This is a genomic window from Cryobacterium sp. AP27 (genome assembly GCF_056680495.1).
In genome coordinates this window covers 784,298-801,094 of sequence record NZ_CM155285.1, presented here as the reverse complement: position 1 = coordinate 801,094, position 16,797 = coordinate 784,298, and the positions used below count along the sequence as shown (strand labels likewise).

Annotated in this window: 14 protein-coding genes; 5 read left to right on the top strand and 9 right to left on the bottom strand. The window is 67.0% G+C overall.

Annotation, left to right across the window (positions count from 1 at the left end):
• Positions 1-60 precede the first annotated feature (60 nt).
• The 4 genes from infB to AC1MB9_RS03650 form a co-directional block, all read right to left on the bottom strand.
• Positions 61-2,970: a translation initiation factor IF-2 gene (infB, locus tag AC1MB9_RS03665; RefSeq protein WP_479963687.1), complete on the bottom strand. Its 2,910-nt coding sequence runs from the start codon at positions 2,968-2,970 to the stop codon at positions 61-63.
• Positions 2,971-3,046: 76 nt separating this feature from the next.
• On the bottom strand, positions 3,047-3,304 hold the full coding sequence (locus AC1MB9_RS03660) for a YlxR family protein (RefSeq protein WP_479963686.1): 258 nt from the start codon (positions 3,302-3,304) through the stop codon (positions 3,047-3,049).
• Between the two features lie 8 nt (positions 3,305-3,312).
• Positions 3,313-4,323 (bottom strand): transcription termination factor NusA, encoded by a 1,011-nt coding sequence (nusA, locus tag AC1MB9_RS03655; protein ID WP_479963685.1) that lies wholly within the window; start codon positions 4,321-4,323, stop codon positions 3,313-3,315.
• A 102-nt stretch (positions 4,324-4,425) separates the two neighbouring features.
• Complete coding sequence (locus AC1MB9_RS03650) at positions 4,426-6,207, bottom strand: proline--tRNA ligase (RefSeq protein ID WP_479963684.1); 1,782 nt, start codon at positions 6,205-6,207, stop codon at positions 4,426-4,428.
• A gap of 254 nt (positions 6,208-6,461) precedes the next feature.
• Between AC1MB9_RS03650 and AC1MB9_RS03645 the strand changes: the two genes are divergently transcribed.
• Positions 6,462-7,949, top strand: a complete 1,488-nt coding sequence (locus AC1MB9_RS03645) for an HNH endonuclease signature motif containing protein (protein ID WP_479963683.1) — start codon at positions 6,462-6,464, stop codon at positions 7,947-7,949.
• A 36-nt stretch (positions 7,950-7,985) separates the two neighbouring features.
• Here the strand turns inward: AC1MB9_RS03645 and ispG are convergent, their stop codons facing one another.
• A complete protein-coding gene (gene ispG / locus AC1MB9_RS03640) occupies positions 7,986-9,137 on the bottom strand; it encodes a flavodoxin-dependent (E)-4-hydroxy-3-methylbut-2-enyl-diphosphate synthase (protein ID WP_479963682.1) in 1,152 nt (383 codons plus the stop codon).
• Positions 9,138-9,329: 192 nt separating this feature from the next.
• On the opposite strand from ispG, the gene AC1MB9_RS03635 reads away from it, so the two are divergent.
• Positions 9,330-10,514: an acetyl-CoA C-acetyltransferase gene (locus AC1MB9_RS03635; RefSeq protein ID WP_479963681.1), complete on the top strand. Its 1,185-nt coding sequence runs from the start codon at positions 9,330-9,332 to the stop codon at positions 10,512-10,514.
• Here AC1MB9_RS03635 and AC1MB9_RS03630 read toward each other — a convergent pair.
• A complete protein-coding gene (locus AC1MB9_RS03630) occupies positions 10,511-10,972 on the bottom strand; it encodes a histidine kinase dimerization/phosphoacceptor domain-containing protein (RefSeq protein ID WP_479963680.1) in 462 nt (153 codons plus the stop codon). The two genes, AC1MB9_RS03635 and AC1MB9_RS03630, sit on opposite strands and share 4 nt — an antisense overlap.
• Before the next feature lie 30 nt (positions 10,973-11,002).
• Positions 11,003-12,394: a M50 family metallopeptidase gene (locus AC1MB9_RS03625; RefSeq protein WP_479963679.1), complete on the bottom strand. Its 1,392-nt coding sequence runs from the start codon at positions 12,392-12,394 to the stop codon at positions 11,003-11,005.
• 87 nt (positions 12,395-12,481) lie between these two features.
• On the opposite strand from AC1MB9_RS03625, the gene AC1MB9_RS03620 reads away from it, so the two are divergent.
• Both AC1MB9_RS03620 and AC1MB9_RS03615 read left to right on the top strand, forming a co-directional pair.
• Positions 12,482-13,804: a serine/threonine-protein kinase gene (locus AC1MB9_RS03620; protein WP_479963678.1), complete on the top strand. Its 1,323-nt coding sequence runs from the start codon at positions 12,482-12,484 to the stop codon at positions 13,802-13,804.
• Positions 13,801-14,325, top strand: a complete 525-nt coding sequence (locus AC1MB9_RS03615) for a hypothetical protein (RefSeq protein ID WP_479963677.1) — start codon at positions 13,801-13,803, stop codon at positions 14,323-14,325. Before AC1MB9_RS03620 ends, AC1MB9_RS03615 begins: the two co-directional genes overlap by 4 nt.
• Positions 14,326-14,343: 18 nt before the next feature.
• Here AC1MB9_RS03615 and AC1MB9_RS03610 read toward each other — a convergent pair whose 3' ends face one another.
• The gene (locus tag AC1MB9_RS03610) at positions 14,344-15,435 is read right to left on the bottom strand and encodes a 1-deoxy-D-xylulose-5-phosphate reductoisomerase (RefSeq protein WP_479963676.1); all 1,092 of its coding nucleotides are present in this window, start codon (positions 15,433-15,435) and stop codon (positions 14,344-14,346) included.
• A gap of 44 nt (positions 15,436-15,479) precedes the next feature.
• Between AC1MB9_RS03610 and AC1MB9_RS03605 the strand changes: the two genes are divergently transcribed.
• Positions 15,480-16,262 carry a lysophospholipid acyltransferase family protein gene (locus AC1MB9_RS03605; protein WP_479963675.1) on the top strand — a complete coding sequence of 261 codons (783 nt, stop codon included), beginning with the start codon at positions 15,480-15,482 and terminating at the stop codon, positions 16,260-16,262.
• A 17-nt stretch (positions 16,263-16,279) separates the two neighbouring features.
• Here the strand turns inward: AC1MB9_RS03605 and AC1MB9_RS03600 are convergent, their stop codons facing one another.
• The gene (locus tag AC1MB9_RS03600; protein WP_479963674.1) at positions 16,280-16,768 is read right to left on the bottom strand and encodes an OsmC family protein; all 489 of its coding nucleotides are present in this window, start codon (positions 16,766-16,768) and stop codon (positions 16,280-16,282) included.
• Positions 16,769-16,797: the final 29 nt, after the last annotated feature.

The following is a 16,797-nucleotide window of genomic DNA, read 5'->3' as shown; positions in this document are numbered from 1 at the left end:
CCAGGGGTCTCCGCCCGATTGCCCGGTGGACAATCGAGCGGAGACCCCTGGACCGTGGAGTTAGACCCGCGGCTTTTCCTTCAATTCGATCGTCTCGATCTCGTCGCCGATCTGGATGTCGTTGAACTTACCCAGTCCGATACCACACTCGAAGTCCGTACGGACCTCGGTGACATCGTCCTTGAAGCGACGCAGCGATTCGATGCCCAGGTTGTCCCCCACCACGACGCCGTCGCGGATGACGCGAGCCTTGGCGTTTCGGGTGATGGTTCCGGAGCGAACGATGACGCCGGCGACGTTTCCGAACTTCGACGAGCTGAAGACCTCGCGAATCTCGGCGACACCACTCTGCACCTCTTCGAACTCGGGCTTGAGCATTCCCTTGAGGGAGCTCTCAATGTCCTCGAGCGCGGAGTAGATGACGGAGTAGAAGCGCACGTCCACACCTTCGCGAGAGGCACGTTCGCGTGCCTTCGTGTCGGGGCGAACGTTGAATCCAATGATGATGGCGTTGTCGACGGTAGCGAGGTTGACGTCGCTCTCGGTGACCGCACCGACACCACGGTGGATGATGCGCAGCTGCACGGAATCGTCGACCTCGATCTTGAGGAGCGACTCTTCCAGTGCCTCGACGGCACCGGAAACGTCACCCTTGATGATGAGGTTGAGCGACTCGACCTTGCCCTCTTCGAGTGCACGGGTGAAGTCTTCGAGGCTGATGCGCTTCCGAGCCTTGGCCAGCAGTGCGTTGCGCTCGGCGGCTTCACGCTTCTCAGCGATCTGACGCGCGGTGCGGTCTTCCTGGATGACCAGGAAGGTGTCGCCGGCTCGAGGAACGCTCGAGAGGCCCTGCACCTGGACGGCGCGTGACGGCGTGGCCGCAAGGACCGCGTTGCCGTTCTCGTCGGCCATGGCACGAACACGCCCGTAGGCGGTTCCCGCCACGATCGAGTCCCCGACATGCAGGGTTCCCGACTGGATGAGCACGGTTGCGACGGCGCCGCGACCCTTGTCGAGCTTGGCCTCGATGGCCACACCGCGAGCATCCTTGTCGGGCTTCGCACGCATGTCGAGTCCGGCATCCGCTACCAGCAGCACGGCGTCCAGGATTTCCTGAATACCGGTCTTGTTCTTGGCCGACACGTCGACGAACATGACGTCTCCGCCGTATTCTTCGGCGACCAGGCCGAACTCGGTCAGCTGCTGACGGACCTTCTGCGGGTTGGCGCCGGGCTTGTCGACCTTGTTGACCGCAACCACGATCGGCACGTCGGCGGCCTGTGCGTGGTTGAGTGCCTCAATCGTCTGCGGCATGATGCCGTCATCGGCGGCGACCACAAGGATCGCGATGTCGGTGACCTGAGCACCACGAGCACGCATGGCGGTGAACGCCTCGTGGCCCGGGGTGTCAATGAAGGTGACGGCACGGTCGATGCCCTCGTGCTCGGTGACGACCTGGTAGGCACCGATGTGCTGCGTGATGCCGCCCGCTTCGCCTGCGGCGACCTTGGCGTTACGGATCGCGTCGAGCAGTGCGGTCTTACCGTGGTCGACGTGGCCCATGACCGTGACGACGGGAGGACGAATCTGAAGTTCTTCGTCTGTCTCGTCTTCAAGTTCCTGGTCGATGTCGATGTCGAACGCCAGCAGAAGCTCGCGGTCCTCATCGTCAGGCGACACCATCTGGATCTTATAGCCCAGCTCGCTGCCGAGCACGTCGAACGTGGCCTCGTCGAGGGACTCGGATGCCGTTGCCATCTCACCGAGGTGGAACAGCACGGTAACGAGGTTTCCGGGGCTCGCGTCAATCTTGTCGGCGAAGTCGGTGATCGAGGCACCACGACGCAGACGAACAACGGTTCCACCGTCGCCGCGGGGTACGCTCACGCCACCCAGCGACGGGGCCTCGCGCAGTTCGAATTCTGCTCTCTTCGTGCGCTTCGACTTGCGTGCCTTGTTCTTTCCGCCACCACGACCGAACGCACCAGCGGTTCCACCGCCGGGGCCGCGACCGCGACCAGCGCCGCCACCGGCGGGGCGAGGCGGGCCGAATCCGGGTGCACCGGACGGTGCCCCACCGGGACGTGCACCGGGGCGTGCGCCACCGCCGCCTCCCGGTGCTCCACCGGGACGCTGGAACGATCCGGGGCGCTGACCGAAACCGGTCGGACGCGCGGCCTGGCCGGGTCCGCCGGGGCGAGGGGCTCCGGGGCGAGGAGCCGCCGGGCGGGGGATGTTGCTCGGCGACGGCGCAGCCGGACGCTGGCCCATGCCCTGGGCGCTGGCGAACGGGTTGTTGCCCGGACGCGACGGCTGAGCGGGACGCTGGCCCATGCCCTGGTTGCTGGCGAACGGGTTGTTGCCCGGACGGGCCGCTCCGGGGCGAGGCGCACCGGGCTTGACCGGGGTGGCCGAGCCGCCCGTGGTCTTCGCGGCGGGGGTCTCGGTGTCGGGCTTGGTCTCTGGTGCGTCGGTTCCTGCCTTGTCGGCTGCGGCTGCCTTTTCGGCGGCCGCGGCCTTCTCAGTTGCCTGCGCCTGACGCTCGGCAACCGTCAGGGGCGCGACGGGAACCGGCGCGGCCTCTGTTGCTTCGGCCGGCTCTGCTACGGCGGGCTGAGGGGTGGGCGCGCCGGGGGTAGGACGTGAGCCGGGCTTGACACCCGGTTTCATGGCGCCGGGCTTGACCGCGCCGGGCTTGACGCCCGTGCTCGGACGAGGGCTCGGTGCGGGAGCGGTCGTGGCGGCCGTTGCCGTGGTCGCTGCGGCCGGGGCGGCAGCGGCCGTGTTGGCGGCCTTGGCGTTCGCGCTCTCGGTTTCCAGTGCGGCACGAAGCCGTCTGGCCACCGGGGGTTCAACGCTGCTGGACGGTCCCTTAACGAACTCGCCCATTTCTTTCAATTTGGCAAGAGCAACCTTGCTGTCGACTCCGAGCTCGCTGGCGATCTCGTGTACGCGTGGTTTTGCAGCCACAATTCTCCTGTTCCGGGCCTGCACCCGGAAAGGGGCAGGCCGTTAGTAACGGACGGGTCTCATTTCGAGCCGCTCATTAGTTATCCATAAGCCAAGTCAGCCTGTTCTCTAGTTGTTTCGCGTCCAGCGAGCTGGTCACGCGAAGGGCACGCCCGAAGGCGCGTCGCCTCTGTGCGTCGTGAAAGCACGAGACTGTCGGATGCAACCACGCGCCCCTGCCGGGGAGAGTGGCGGTTTCATCCACCACGATCTCAGGCTCACGGGCGACGATCCTCATGAGTGAAGAACGTGCGGCGCGCGAACGGCATCCAATGCACGTTCTAACGGAGTCCATCGTACCCCCTAATCGGCATCCTCCAGAATGCTGTCCGGCTGAATGTCGATTTTGGCGCCCGTCAGCTTGGCCGCGAGGCGCGCATTCTGCCCCTCTTTTCCGATGGCGAGAGAAAGCTGATAGTCCGGAACCAGGGCGCGCACGGCCTTGATCGACTCATCAATGACGTAGCAGCTCGTCACCTTGGCGGGTGAGAGTGCACTGGCCACAAAGGTGGCCAGGTCGGGGGAAAAGTCGACGATATCGATCTTCTCGTTGTTGAGTTCGTTGGTGACGGCGCGAACACGCTGACCCAGTTCACCGATGCAGGCACCCTTGGCGTTCACGCCCGCTTCGGTGGCCCGAACGGCGATCTTGGTGCGGTGTCCTGCTTCACGGGCCAGGGAGACGATTTCCACGATGCCGCTGGCGATTTCCGGTACCTCGAGCGCGAAAAGCTTGCGCACGAGCGAGGGGTGCGTGCGCGAAACAGTGATCTGCGGCCCCTTGAGTCCACGAGCAACCGTCGTGACGAAGACGCGGATGCGCGCCCCATGCACGTAGGTTTCGCTCGGCACCTGCTCCTCGGGAGGCATGATCGCCTCGATCGTGCCGAGGTCAACGTGAATCATGCGCGGGTTGGGACCCTGCTGGATGATTCCGGCGACGATGTCGCCTTCGCGCCCCTTGAATTCACCGAGAACGGCGTCATCCGCGAGGTCGCGAAGACGCTGGTTGATGACCTGCTTGGCCGCGTATGCCGCGATCCGACCGAAGTCGGTCGGGTTGTCGATGGCTTCACCGATGACGTTGTCGTCTTCGTCGTGCTCTGGAACGTAGATGTCTACGTGCCCGTTCTTGCGGTCGAGTACAACGCGTACTCCCGCCTCTTCCATGGCTGCCTGTTTCGTGGGCTCATCCGGGTGGGTGTGCTTCAGATAGGCCGTCAGGATTGCCTGCTCAATAATCTGCACGAGTTCCTCGAAGGGAATCTCTTTCTCGCGCTCCAATTGCCGCAAAACACTGAGGTCGATGTCCATGGCCGGCCTCCTCTATTCAGATCTTGCCGCCGCGAAACTGCGCAGCGGGCTCACCTCTAAAGGTACCCGACTCCGGGCACCGAAATCACCGCGGCGAACGGTCTAGGCGAAGTGCGCGGCGACGTCAGCGACCGTGACCTGCTCGCGCTCCCCCGTGCTGCGGTTCCAGAGTTCCACAATGCCGTCGGCGGCGCCGCGTCCCACGATGACGATCCACGGCACGCCGATGAGCTCCGCGTCGCCGAACTTCACGCCGGGCGACACCTTGCGCCGGTCGTCGTACAGCACCTCGCGGTTGGACGCTTCGAGAGCGGCCACCACGAGTTCTGACGTTTCGAAGACGATCTCTTCCCGGCCGGTCGCGATCACGTGCACGTCGAAGGGAGCGACGGCCTCCGGCCAGATGAGGCCTTTGGCATCGTTGTTGAGCTCGGCGATGACCGCGAGGATGCGCGTGACGCCGATTCCGTACGATCCCATGGTCACGGTCACGAGTTTGCCGTTCTCATCCAGCACCTTGAGACCGAGGATCTCCGCGTACTTGCGTCCGAGTTGGAATACATGGCCGATTTCCATTCCGCGAATGAGTTCGACGGGCCCTGAGCCGTCGGGTGCCGGGTCCCCGGCACGCACGTCGGAGGCCTCCACCGTGGTGTCCACGGCGAAGTCACGTCCGGCAACGAGGCCGAAGACGTGGCGTCCCGGCTCGTTTGCGCCCGTGATCCACTCGGTGCCCGCCACCACGCGCGGGTCGACGAAGTAGCGGATGCCGGTGGCCGATTTCTCGCCGAGCATCGCTCCGGCGGCGCTCCACGGGCCGATGTAGCCCTTCACCAGGCCGGGTCGACCCTCGATCTTGTTGAGACGGGCGAAGTCGCCCTCGTTGGCGGCCTCAACCTCGGCGGGGCCGAAGGCGACCTCCACGCGCTTGAGGTCGACGTCCCGGTCGCCGGGCAGGCCGATCGCGATGATTTCGCGGGTGCCGTCGGGGTGGATGAGCGCGAGCACGACGTTCTTCAGCGTGTCGGCCGCGGTCCACTCGCGACCGTCGGGCCGGGGCTGCTCGGCGTTGGCCTTGTCGACCAGGGTCTGAATGGTGGGAGTGTCCGGCGTGTCGAACACCGCCGCTGCGGGCAGCGCAGTCCAGTCGGTTTCGGGCGGCACGATCGTGCGAAACGCTTCGACGTTGGCCGAGTACCCGCCGGCGGAGCGCACAAAGGTGTCTTCGCCGACCGGGGTGGGGTGCAGGAACTCTTCACTCTTGGAGCCACCCATGGCGCCGGCATCCGCCTGCACGATGGCGTACTCAAGGCCGAAGCGGGTGAAAATGCGCTCGTAGGCGTCGCGCTGCGCCTGGTAGCTCGCGTCGAGCCCGGCGTCGGTGTGATCGAAGGAGTAGGCGTCCTTCATGGTGAATTCGCGGCCGCGGAGCAGACCGCCTCGGGAGCGTGCCTCGTCGCGGTACTTGTCCTGGATCTGGTAGATCGACAGGGGCAGGTCCTTGTAGCTGCTGTACAGGTCCTTCACGAGCAGGGTGAAGACCTCTTCGTGGGTCGGGGCGAGGAGCATGTCGGAGCCCTTGCGGTCCTTGAGCCGGAACAGGCCGTCGCCGTACTCGTCCCAGCGTCCGGTGAGCTCGTAGGGTTCGCGCGGCAACAACGCCGGGAAGTGAACCTCGTAGGCGCCCGCGGCGGTCATCTCCTCGCGGATGATCTTCTCGACCTTGGCCTTCACTCGCAGCCCAAGGGGCAGCCAGGCGAAGATTCCCGGGGCCTGACGACGGATGTATCCGGCACGCACCAGAAGGCGGTGGCTGGTCACCTCGGCATCGGAGGGATCTTCGCGGAGGGTACGGAGGAAGTAGTTAGAGAGACGTGTAGGCACCCGACTACCTTACGGCGAACCGGAGCCTTCCCTCACAGGGCGAACTCACGGGTGCCCGTGGGCGCCGATGTGAGAGCACGGGGTTGGCCTGTCAGCGGGTAGGCGTTGCCGCCTGAAATGGCTGGCAGCGCCGCCCGTGCGGCCGCCGGTGGGTGAATTCTCCGGGCTCGGGTGGAGTACGTGACTACGAAACTCCTTGGACAAATATGTGAGCAACCCTCGCCTAAACGTTCTAATCGGGCTAAAATGGGGGTATGTTCACGACGGTGAAGTCCGGAGCTGAGATGGTCGCCCTGCTGGCGCAGGCCGACGCACTCGTCACGAATGCTCTGGCCGGGGTGCAGTTCGCGCTCCTCGACGACGAGGCGGCGCTGGCCGTGTTGGGGGCGTTGGAGGCGGTGGGGCGTCGGGTGGACGGTGGCCGGATCGGGTCCGCGGCGAATGTTGCGTGCCGCGCGGATGCGGGCTTGGGGCATGAGTCGTTGGCGTGGAAGAACGGGTGCCGGGGAAAGTTCGAACTGATCACCGGCGTGACGCGTATTTCCAGCAGCGAGGCGAAGCGGCGGATGCGGCTCGGCGGTTTGATCGCCGGTACCGCGAGCGCGTCGAGTGGGTTGCTGGGGCAGAGCGTTCCGGTGCGGCACCCCGCCGTCGCCGACGGTCTCGCCTCCGGCCAGCTCGGGGTGGATGCGGCGGAAGCCATCGTGACGGTGCTGGAGCAGATCGGCTCCCGCGTGGCGGTGGACGACCTGGACCGGGCCGAACGAGCCCTCGTCGCCTCGGCGACCGGGGCGATCACCGCGGAGACCGCGGGGCTTCCCGGGGCGGGGATCGCGTTCGGCGCCGACCTGATCCGCGCCCAAGCGCACCAGTGGGAGGCGGTGCTTGACCCGGACGGCGCCGCCCCGAGTGATGACGAGCACGCGGCGACAAGCACGGTGGGGTTCGGGGTGCTGCGTAACGGCCTCTACCCGCTGCGCGGCGCGGTGACGCCGGACCTTCTCGGGGTGATGAACGGTGTCTTCGCCACGTTCCTCTCCGCCCACGCGGCCCCGGCGTTCCCGTCGGCGGAGGAGCAGGCGCTTATGGAGGCCGGCGAAGTCATACCGGGGGCCGAGGCGGTGGCCGTGGATGACCGCACGGGAGGGGAGAAACGCGCCGACATTCTCCGCGCGGTGTTCGAGACGACAGCGCGGGACCCGAAAACGCCCACTATGGGTGGTGCCGCTCCCGTGGTGATGGTGCATGTGAACGCCCGCGACCTGAAGACCGGCCGCGGCGTCGGCTGGATCGACGGCGTCGACGCCCCGATCAGCCTCTCCACCGTGCAGCAGCGCTTATGCAGCGGCGGATATCAGCAGGTGGTCATCGGCGACGACGGACAGGTGCTGCACCTCGGCAGCAAAGAACGGTTCTTCAGCCCGGCGCAGCGCCGGGCGATCGCCGCCCGCGACGGCGGCTGCGTCATCCCCGGCTGCACCGTCCCCGCCGCGTGGTGCGAGGTGCACCACGTGATCCCGTGGCAATCCCACGGCGCGACCGACGTGGAGAACGGGGTGCTGCTGTGCTGGTTTCATCACCACAGCATCGACACCAACGGGTGGAACATCCGCATGACCCACGGCCGACCCCAGCTCCGCGGCCCCGTACTCTTCGACCCCACCCGAACCTGGCGGCCCGCCGCCACCCACCGGGCCAACACCCCCAGCACCGACCCACCCTGGAACAGATCCAGGAAGTGAACCGCGGCTATGCCCCGCGCGGGGCGGCGGAGGCGGTTATTGGCTGACGCTGACCGTCGGGGAGCCGAGCTCTGCGGCTGGCATTTCCGCGGCGAGGCGGTTGGCTTCCTCGATCAGGGTGGCGACGATTTCGGACTCCGGCACCGTCTTGATCACCTCGCCCTTGACGAAGATCTGGCCCTTGCCGTTGCCGGAGGCGACTCCGAGGTCGGCGTCTCGCGCCTCCCCAGGCCCGTTCACGACGCAACCCATCACGGCCACGCGCAACGGAACCGTCATGCCCTCGAGGCCGTCCGTCACATCGTTCGCGAGCTTGTACACATCCACCTGGGCGCGTCCGCAGCTGGGACACGACACGATCTCCAGCTTGCGTTCGCGCAGGTTGAGAGACTGCAGGATCTGCAGGCCCACCTTGATCTCCTCCGCGGGCGGCGCACTGAGCGACACCCGAATGGTGTCGCCGATGCCCTCGCCGAGCAGAATCCCGAACGCCGTGGCGCTCTTGATCGTTCCCTGGAACGACGGACCGGCCTCGGTCACGCCGAGGTGCAGGGGCCAGTCGCCGCGCTCGGCGAGCAGACGATAGGCCTTGACCATGATCACCGGGTCGTTGTGCTTGACCGAGATTTTGAAGTCGTGGAAGTCGTGGTCCTCGAACAGGCTCGCTTCCCAGACGGCGCTCTCCACGAGCGCCTCCGGGGTGGCCTTGCCGTACTTCTGCAGCAGGCTGGGTTCGAGCGACCCGGCGTTCACACCGATGCGCAGGCTGACTCCGGCTGCCTTGGCCGCGGCGGCGATCTTGCCCACCTGGTCGTCGAACTTGCGGATGTTGCCCGGGTTCACCCGGACGGCGGCACACCCTGCGTCAATGGCCGCGTACACGTAGTTCGGCTGGAAGTGAATATCGGCAATGACCGGGATCTGGCTCTTCTTCGCGATGATTGAGAGAGCCTCGGCGTCATCGCGGGTCGGAACGGCGACACGCACGATGTCGCATCCGCTCGCCGTGAGTTCGGCGATCTGCTGCAGGGTGCCATTGATGTTCGTCGTCTGCGTGGTCGTCATCGACTGAACGCTCACACGGGCGTCACCGCCGACGAGGACCTTGCCCACCTTGATCTGGCGGGATTTGCGTCTCGGAGCGAGTATCTCGGGTACTTTGGGCATTCCCAAATTGATTGCAGCCACGGGTCCAGCCTACTCGTCGGTGCGGGACAGAACCTGTGCGACACCACCGCGAGCAAACTGGGCGAGCAGGGCGGGGAGAAAACCTGCCGGGTGCGCGGGGCACGGTACAGAAAAAACTCGGCCGGCAGTGACATGCTGGCTTCGGCCGTGTTTCTGGAACGCCGGCCCACCCCACTTGACGAAGGAGTCCCTATGACCGCACATGACGTCGTTATTCTTGCCGGCTCGCGCACGCCGCAGGGCCGAGTGAACGGACAACTCGCCTCCCTCACCGCCGTGCAGCTCGGCGCCGCCGCCATCACGGGCGCCCTGGCTCGCGCCGGCGTCGCCCCCGACCAGGTCGATGCCGTTCTGATGGGTCAGGTGCTGCAGGCCGGTGCCGGCCAGAACCCGGCCCGGCAGAGCGCGGTCGAGGCCGGGATCCCGTGGAACGTGCCCGCCATGACGCTCAACAAGGTGTGCCTGTCCGGCCTCGCCGCCATCATCGACGCGGCCCGCCTCGTGCGCCTCGGCGAAGCCGACGTGGTGATCGCGGGCGGCCAGGAGTCGATGACCAACGCCCCGCACCTGTTGCCCGGCTCACGCCACGGCTGGGCCTACGGCACCGTTCCGATGCTCGACCACGCCGCCCACGACGGACTGACCGACGCCTTCGACGGCCTGTCGATGGGCTTGTCCACCGAGCTCGCCAACGAGAAGCTCGGACTCACCCGTCTGCAGCAGGACGACGTCGCCGCGGCCTCGCACCAGCGCACGGCCGCCGCCGTCAGCGCGGATGTCTTCGACGAGGAGATCACGCCGCTGAGCGTTCCCCAGCGCAAGGGCGAGCCGCTCGTACTCACCACGGACGAGGGCGTACGGGCCGCGAGCACGACGGAGACGCTCGGTCGCCTGCGTCCCGCCTTCTCGGAGGACGGCAACATCACGGCCGGAAACGCGGCCCCGCTGAGCGACGGCGCAAGCGCCGTCGTCGTGACCAGCAAGGCCTGGGCCGAGGAGCACGGGCTCTCCTGGCTCGCTGTGATCGAGGCGTCCGGCCAGGTCGCCGGCCCCGATAATTCCCTGCACTCGCAGCCGGCCAACGCCATCGCCAGCGCCCTGACGAAGCAGGGCTGGGACGCGAATGACCTTGACGTGGTCGAGATCAACGAGGCGTTCGCGTCCGTTGTCGTGCAGTCATCGAAGGTGCTCGGTGTGTCGGCCGACAAGGTCAACATTCACGGTGGCGGGATCGCCATCGGACACCCGATCGGCGCCTCGGGAGCACGGGTGGCGCTGCACGCGGCGCTGGAGCTCTCCCGCCGGGGCACCGGCAAGGCGGCCGTCGCGCTCTGCGGCGGCGGCGGCCAGGGCGAGGCGCTGCTGCTCTCGCGCTAACCGACCGGCCGAACGACGAGAGCCGCCGCCCCGGGTGTTCCGGGACGGCGGCTCTCGTCGGTTATCGGCCGGTTTCTCGACCAGCCGTGCTCATGCGAATGTCCATCAGCACCACGTCGGGGCACTGCCGAGTCACCTGCCGCATGGTCTCGCGCCCGGTCGCCGGCCACGACGACGCGGATCATCGGGCGCCGCCACGGGGAAGGTGTGCCTCCACCTGCAGGCCGAACGGGTCGAGGCGTTGCACCCGCAGGCGACCGCAGGATTCCCAGCACCATCCGCACCTCGTCGAGGGCGATCTTGCTGGTTGCCTTGATACTGGCGAGTGCCTGGGCGGCCTTGTCCGGCTGGGCATCGAGCAGGTGCAGCGCAACACCGGTCTGCACGTTGATCTGGGACAGCGAACGGGCCAGAACGTCGTGCAATTCTCGGGCGATCCGCACCCGCTCGCGCTGCATCCTCCCGTGGGAGTACTCGACGCCGGGGGCCTAACCGAACAGGTTGACGGGCTTGACGATGTCGGCGTACATGAGCAGCAGGCTCATCCCGCCGAGCAGCACCACCACGGCCAGGGTGAGCGGCATGAGCTTGGCCATGTCGACCGGCCCCGGCTCCGGTCGCCGGAACAGCTTCGCGAAGGCACGGCGGATGCCCTCCCAGAGCGCCCCGGCCACGTGCCCGCCGTCGAGCGGGAGCAGCGGCACGAGGTTGAAGACAAAGAGGGCGATATTGACGGATCCGAGAATCCCGACCATGGTGGCGATCTTGCTCGCCACGGGAATCGTGTCGATGCTGGCGATCTCGCCGGCGACTCGACCCACGCCGACCATGCTCATCGGCCCGTTGGGATCGCGTTCTCCCGGGCCGAAGGCGGCGTTGGCCACATCGACGAGACGCTGAGGGAGATGGATGATGATGCCGGCGGTCGAGGCGATCGTGTCGCCGACCGCGGGCATGACGGCCGTGACCGGCTGGCGGACGAGTTCCCCGGCGGCGCCGATGCCGACGAAGCCGACCTTCTCGGTGACCTGGTTGCCTGCGGCATCCGTCACGACGTCGCCCGCGGAATCGAGGACGAAGCGTTCGGTAAGTTTGGGCGTTATCGTGAGGCTCACATCGGTGCCGGCCCGGTCGACGACGACGGGCAGCGCCAGGCCGGGGGCGTCGCGGATGATCTGCGTGGACTGGCTCCAGCTGCTGATCGCGGTGCCGTTGATGCTGACGAAGCGGTCGCCGGGCCTCAACCCCGCCGCGGCGCCGGGGGCTGCCTCGTCGCCGCTCTCGCAGGACTGTCGTTCGCTGGTGGCCGGGAGCACGCAGGAGCTGACACTGCCGACGGTCGTGCTGGTCTGGGTGGTGCCGAAGCCCATCAGCAGAATCGAGAACATGACGATCGCGATGAGCAGGTTCATCGTCGGTCCGCCGAGCATGATGATGATGCGCTTGTACACGGGGAGTGTGTAAAAGGCGCGATGCTGCTCGCCCTCGCCGATCGTGTCGGCGCTCGCCTGGCGGGCGTCGTCGACCATGGTGGCCATGGCGCCCGGCCGCTTCTCTTCGGCACGTTTCTCCGGTGCGCCCTCCTGAACGAGAGTGTCGAAGAAGCCCGTGCTCGCGCTCTGCACCGCACCGCCCTTTTTCGGCGGGAACATGCCGATCATGGAGATATAACCGCCGAGCGGGATGGCCTTAAAGCCGTATTCGGTTTCGCCCTTCTTCTTCGACCACAGCGTCGGCCCGAAGCCGATCATGTACTGCGTGACCTTCACCCCGAACAGCTTGGCGGGGACCAGGTGGCCGATCTCGTGCAGGCCGATAGACACGGCAAGGCCGACGACGATGACGGCGACGCCGAGAATGAATAGCAGTACAGATTCCACAGTCGTAGAGTAGCTGTCCCAAGCTGCAAAGCGGCTGGTCGTTCGTCTGTCGGTCATTCTCGCGGCTTGTCTGCTGTAGTTTGCTTGATGCAGCATTTGGAGGTTCCCCTGTCTATCCCACACAACGCCGATCCGCTCGGCCTGCTCCTCGCCGACCGTTTTCGGCTCGATCGACTGGTCGGCACCGGTGGCATGGCTTCGGTCTATCAGGCGACGGATACCGCGCTCGGTCGCACGGTGGCGGTGAAGCTTTTTCGCACCGACAGCATGGACGCCGTGGGCCCGGAACGTCAGAGCGGTGAAATTTCGCTGCTCGCGAGCCTCAATCATTTCGCCCTGGTTACCCTGTTCGACGCGGGCACCGCGCACGTCGACGGCGCACCGCGCACATTCATCGTGATGGAATTCGTCGATGGCGCCGACCTGCGTACGCGCCTGCTCGAGGGCCCCGTTGAGTCGCGCGAGCTCGCCGACCTGGGCGCGGATCTCGCCGAGGCCCTGCACTACGTACACGAACTCGGCATCATTCACCGCGACATCAAGCCCGCGAATGTCCTCTTGAGCCCGTCGGGTTTCCCCGGTCGCGCCGTGCACGCCAAGCTCGCGGACTTCGGCATCGCCCGTTTGCTCGACGAGACGCGACTCACCGCCACCGGCGCCACCCTCGGCACCGCCAGTTACCTCAGTCCCGAGCAAGCCCTCGGCACCGCGCTCGGCCCGCCGACCGACGTGTATTCGCTCGGACTGGTATTGCTGGAAAGCCTGACCGGCGAACGCGCGTACCCCGGTACCGCGATTGAATCGGCCATGGCCCGGCTCCAGCGCCAGCCGGTCATTCCGCCTCGCGTGAGCCCCGGCTGGGCCGACCTGTTGACCGCCATGACCAGCCGCGAGGCCGGCGACCGTCCCACCGCCTCCGCCGCCGCGGTGGTGCTGCGCACGCTCGTGGCCGAAAGCACCCCCGGGCAGGTTGCGACGGCCCCCATGCTCGACGACTTTGCCGCCGAAACCGGACTCGCGACCTCACTCATGGCCGAACCGGCGGATGCCCCCACCCGGCTCCTGCCTGAGCAAACATCCGAGTCCGTGCCGGCACCCGCGGCCCAGCCCACGCAGCACACGGACCAGGAAGACGATGACGCCGCAACGGCGCTCATGCCCCGCAGCGATTCACCCGCGTCGGGACGCACCGTGCGCGAGAAGGAGCCCCGACCGCGGGCATCCGCGGTTCGTCCGTGGACCACCCGCGCCATGGCCATTGGCGCCGGCGTGATCGTGGCCGTCGCGGTACTGCTCGTGGTGTTGCTCAACCGGCCCGGCGCGCCGGAGGCGGTGCCCCCAAGCTACCCCGCCGTGGACGGCCCCCTCGGCACCCACCTGCAAGAACTTCAGGAAAGCGTGAACCCATGACCCGCCGTCGTTTTCGCATCGCCCTCGTGAGCCTCGCCCTGTCGACCCTCGCCCTGTCGGCGTGCGCCGGCGCGCCCGTGGCGCTGCAGCCGGCCACGGCCGAGCAGTTGCAGAGTGGGGTGCTCGAGGTGACCACGGCCGCCGCCGAGGGAGACCTCACCGGCGCGCAGTCCCTGCTCACCAGCCTTGAGGCCAGCCTCCGGACGGCCGCCGCCGCGGGCCAGATGACCCCTGAGCGCTCCGCGGAGATTCAGGCGGCCATCAACCTGGTGGGCACCGACCTCGCCACGGCGATCGACGCGGCCCAGGCGGAGGCCGACGCGCGGGCGGCCGCCGAAGCTCAGGCCGCCGCCGAAGCTCAGGCCGCCAAGGAAGCCGCCGACAACGAAGAGGCCGACAAGGCTGCCAAGGCGTCCGAGGAGGCGGCCAAGGCCGCCGAAGAAGCCAAGAAGGCCGCCGAGGAAACGGCGAAGAAGGACGAGAAAAGCGACAGCTGCAAGAAGGGCGACAAGGACTGCTAGGCGTACGAGCTCAGGCGACTATCGCGTGCCGGCCGCAGCGATGTGCCGGTCGGCGGCGGCGCGAGCCCAGGCCTCGGCGCCGGCGAGCGATTCCCGGGTCAGTGGTCCGTCCTGCTCGTGGGACTCAACCACGCGCAGCACTGTGTCGACAATGTCCAGGAACCCGATCGTGCCGGCGTGGAACGCCGCCACGGCCTGCTCGTTCGAGGCGTTGAACACGGCCGGGTAGCTTCCCCCGGCGCGCCCGACCCGCTTGGCCAGGTCCACGGCCGGAAACGCGGCGTCGTCGAGCGGCTCGAATGTCCAGCTATGCGGGGTCGCCCAGTCGATCGGTGCACCAACCGCCCCCACCCGATTCGGCCAATCCAGACCCAACGAGATCGGCAGGCGCATGTCGGGAGGTGAGGCCTGCGCGATCGTGGACCCGTCGATGAACTCCACCATCGAGTGCACGATCGATTGCGGGTGCACCACCACGTCGATCCGGTCGTACCCCACGTCAAACAGCAAATGCGCCTCGATGATCTCGAGTCCCTTGTTCACGAGGGTCGCCGAGTTTGTCGTCACGACGAGACCCATGTCCCAGGTCGGGTGGTTCAGCGCCTCGCGCGGCGTCACGTGGGTCAGCTGTTCGCGCGTGCGGCCACGGAACGGGCCACCGGATGCCGTCAGTACGAGTCGGCGAACCTCGTCGCTGGTGCCCGCGCGCAGGGCCTGGGCGATCGCGGAGTGCTCGGAATCGACCGGCACGATCTGGCCGGGGGCGGCGAGGGACTTCACGAGGTCACCACCCACAATGAGCGATTCCTTGTTGGCCAGCGCCAGCACCCGGCCGGCCTTCAGCGCGGCAAGGGTCGGCCCCAGACCCACCGAGCCGGTGATGCCGTTGAGTACGACGTCGGCGCCGACGTCCCGCACCAGCTGCTCCGCCTCATCCTCCCCGAGCGCCGTGTATTCCACGCCGAATTCGGCGGCCTGTTCGTCGAGGAGGGAACGGTTGGTGCCGGCCGACAGGCCGACCACCTCGAACCTGGTGGGGTTGGCCTTGATCACGTCGAGGGCCTGCGTACCGATCGAACCGGTGGACCCGAGGATTATTACTCTGCGCACGCCTCCATGCTAGGTGCAGCGGCCGGGCAGAGTAGGGTCGAGCAGTGACCGGTGCCGATGAAGAACCCCAGGACGACGCTGAAGTCGTCGACCCCCCACGTGCGAAACGACCCGGATTCGTGTATTTCCTGGGCTATGGGATCATGGCCCCGATCGCCAGATTCGTGTTCCGGCCGCGGATCACCGGCCGGGAAAACATCCCCAAGACCGGCCCGGTCATTTTCGCGAGCAACCATCTGTCGTTCATTGACAGCATCGTCATCCCCCTCACGGCGCCGCGGCGGGTGCAGTTCCTCGCCAAATCCACGTATTTCACTGGAACCGGGTTCACCGGCTGGGTGTCTCGGAACTTCTTCACGTCCATCGGCGCGGTGGGGGTGGAACGTGGCGCCGGGCAGGCCGCGCAGGTCGCGCTCGACGCGGGGCGCGGCATCCTCGAGTCCGAGAGCGCGTTCGCCATTTACCCGGAGGGCACCCGCTCGCTCGACGGTCGGCTGTACCGCGGACGCACCGGAGTGGCCTGGCTCGCACTCACGACCGGAGCCGTCGTCGTGCCGGTCGGTCTGATCGGCACACAGGAGATCATGCCGGTGGGCAGCAAGGTTCCGCGCATCCGCAAGATCACGGTGGCGTTCGGCGAACCGATCGACGTGAGCGAACACGGCACCGCCGATTCCGGCAAGGCACGCCGCCAGGCCACCGACGAGATCATGGCCGCGATTCATGAGCTGTCCGGTCAGGAACTCGCCAAAACCTACAACGAATCCCCGCCGTCCGGCACCCTGCACCGGCTCGCCGACAAGGTCTTCCCGCGCGAACGCGTGTAGTCTCCGGCCGGGACCGCTCAGGGTGTGGCGGTGGTCTCCGGCTTGTGACCGACCGGGAAATTGACCGAGGCCGCGATGAAGCACTCGCGAGCCGCCTCGGCGTGCAGCGACTGCGCGAGGTCGACCTGTGCGGGATCCGTGATCGTCACTCGCGGTCGGAGTGTGACGGACGTGAAATGACCCCCGCCCCCGGTCACCTGCTCCATCGTGCCGATCGGGGCATCCGTGTACGCGGTCACGGTCACGCCGTTGCGCGCGGCGACGTGCAGGTACGACAGCAGGTGACACTGGCTCAGTGCCGCGAGCAACAGTTCCTCCGGGTTCCACCGGTCGTTATCGCCGTGGAAGGTCGGATCGGACGAGCCGCTGATCGGTGGCTTTGTCGCGGATGCGCGCCCGGCCGGCGAAATCAGGTGATCGCGTCCGTAGGCCTTGTAGTGGCTCGTTCCTGTGCCGCGGTTGCCGGTCCACTCCACCCGCACCGCATAATCGTGCACTCCGTTCATGTGTCTCCCTCGCTCATACAAGATTCTTG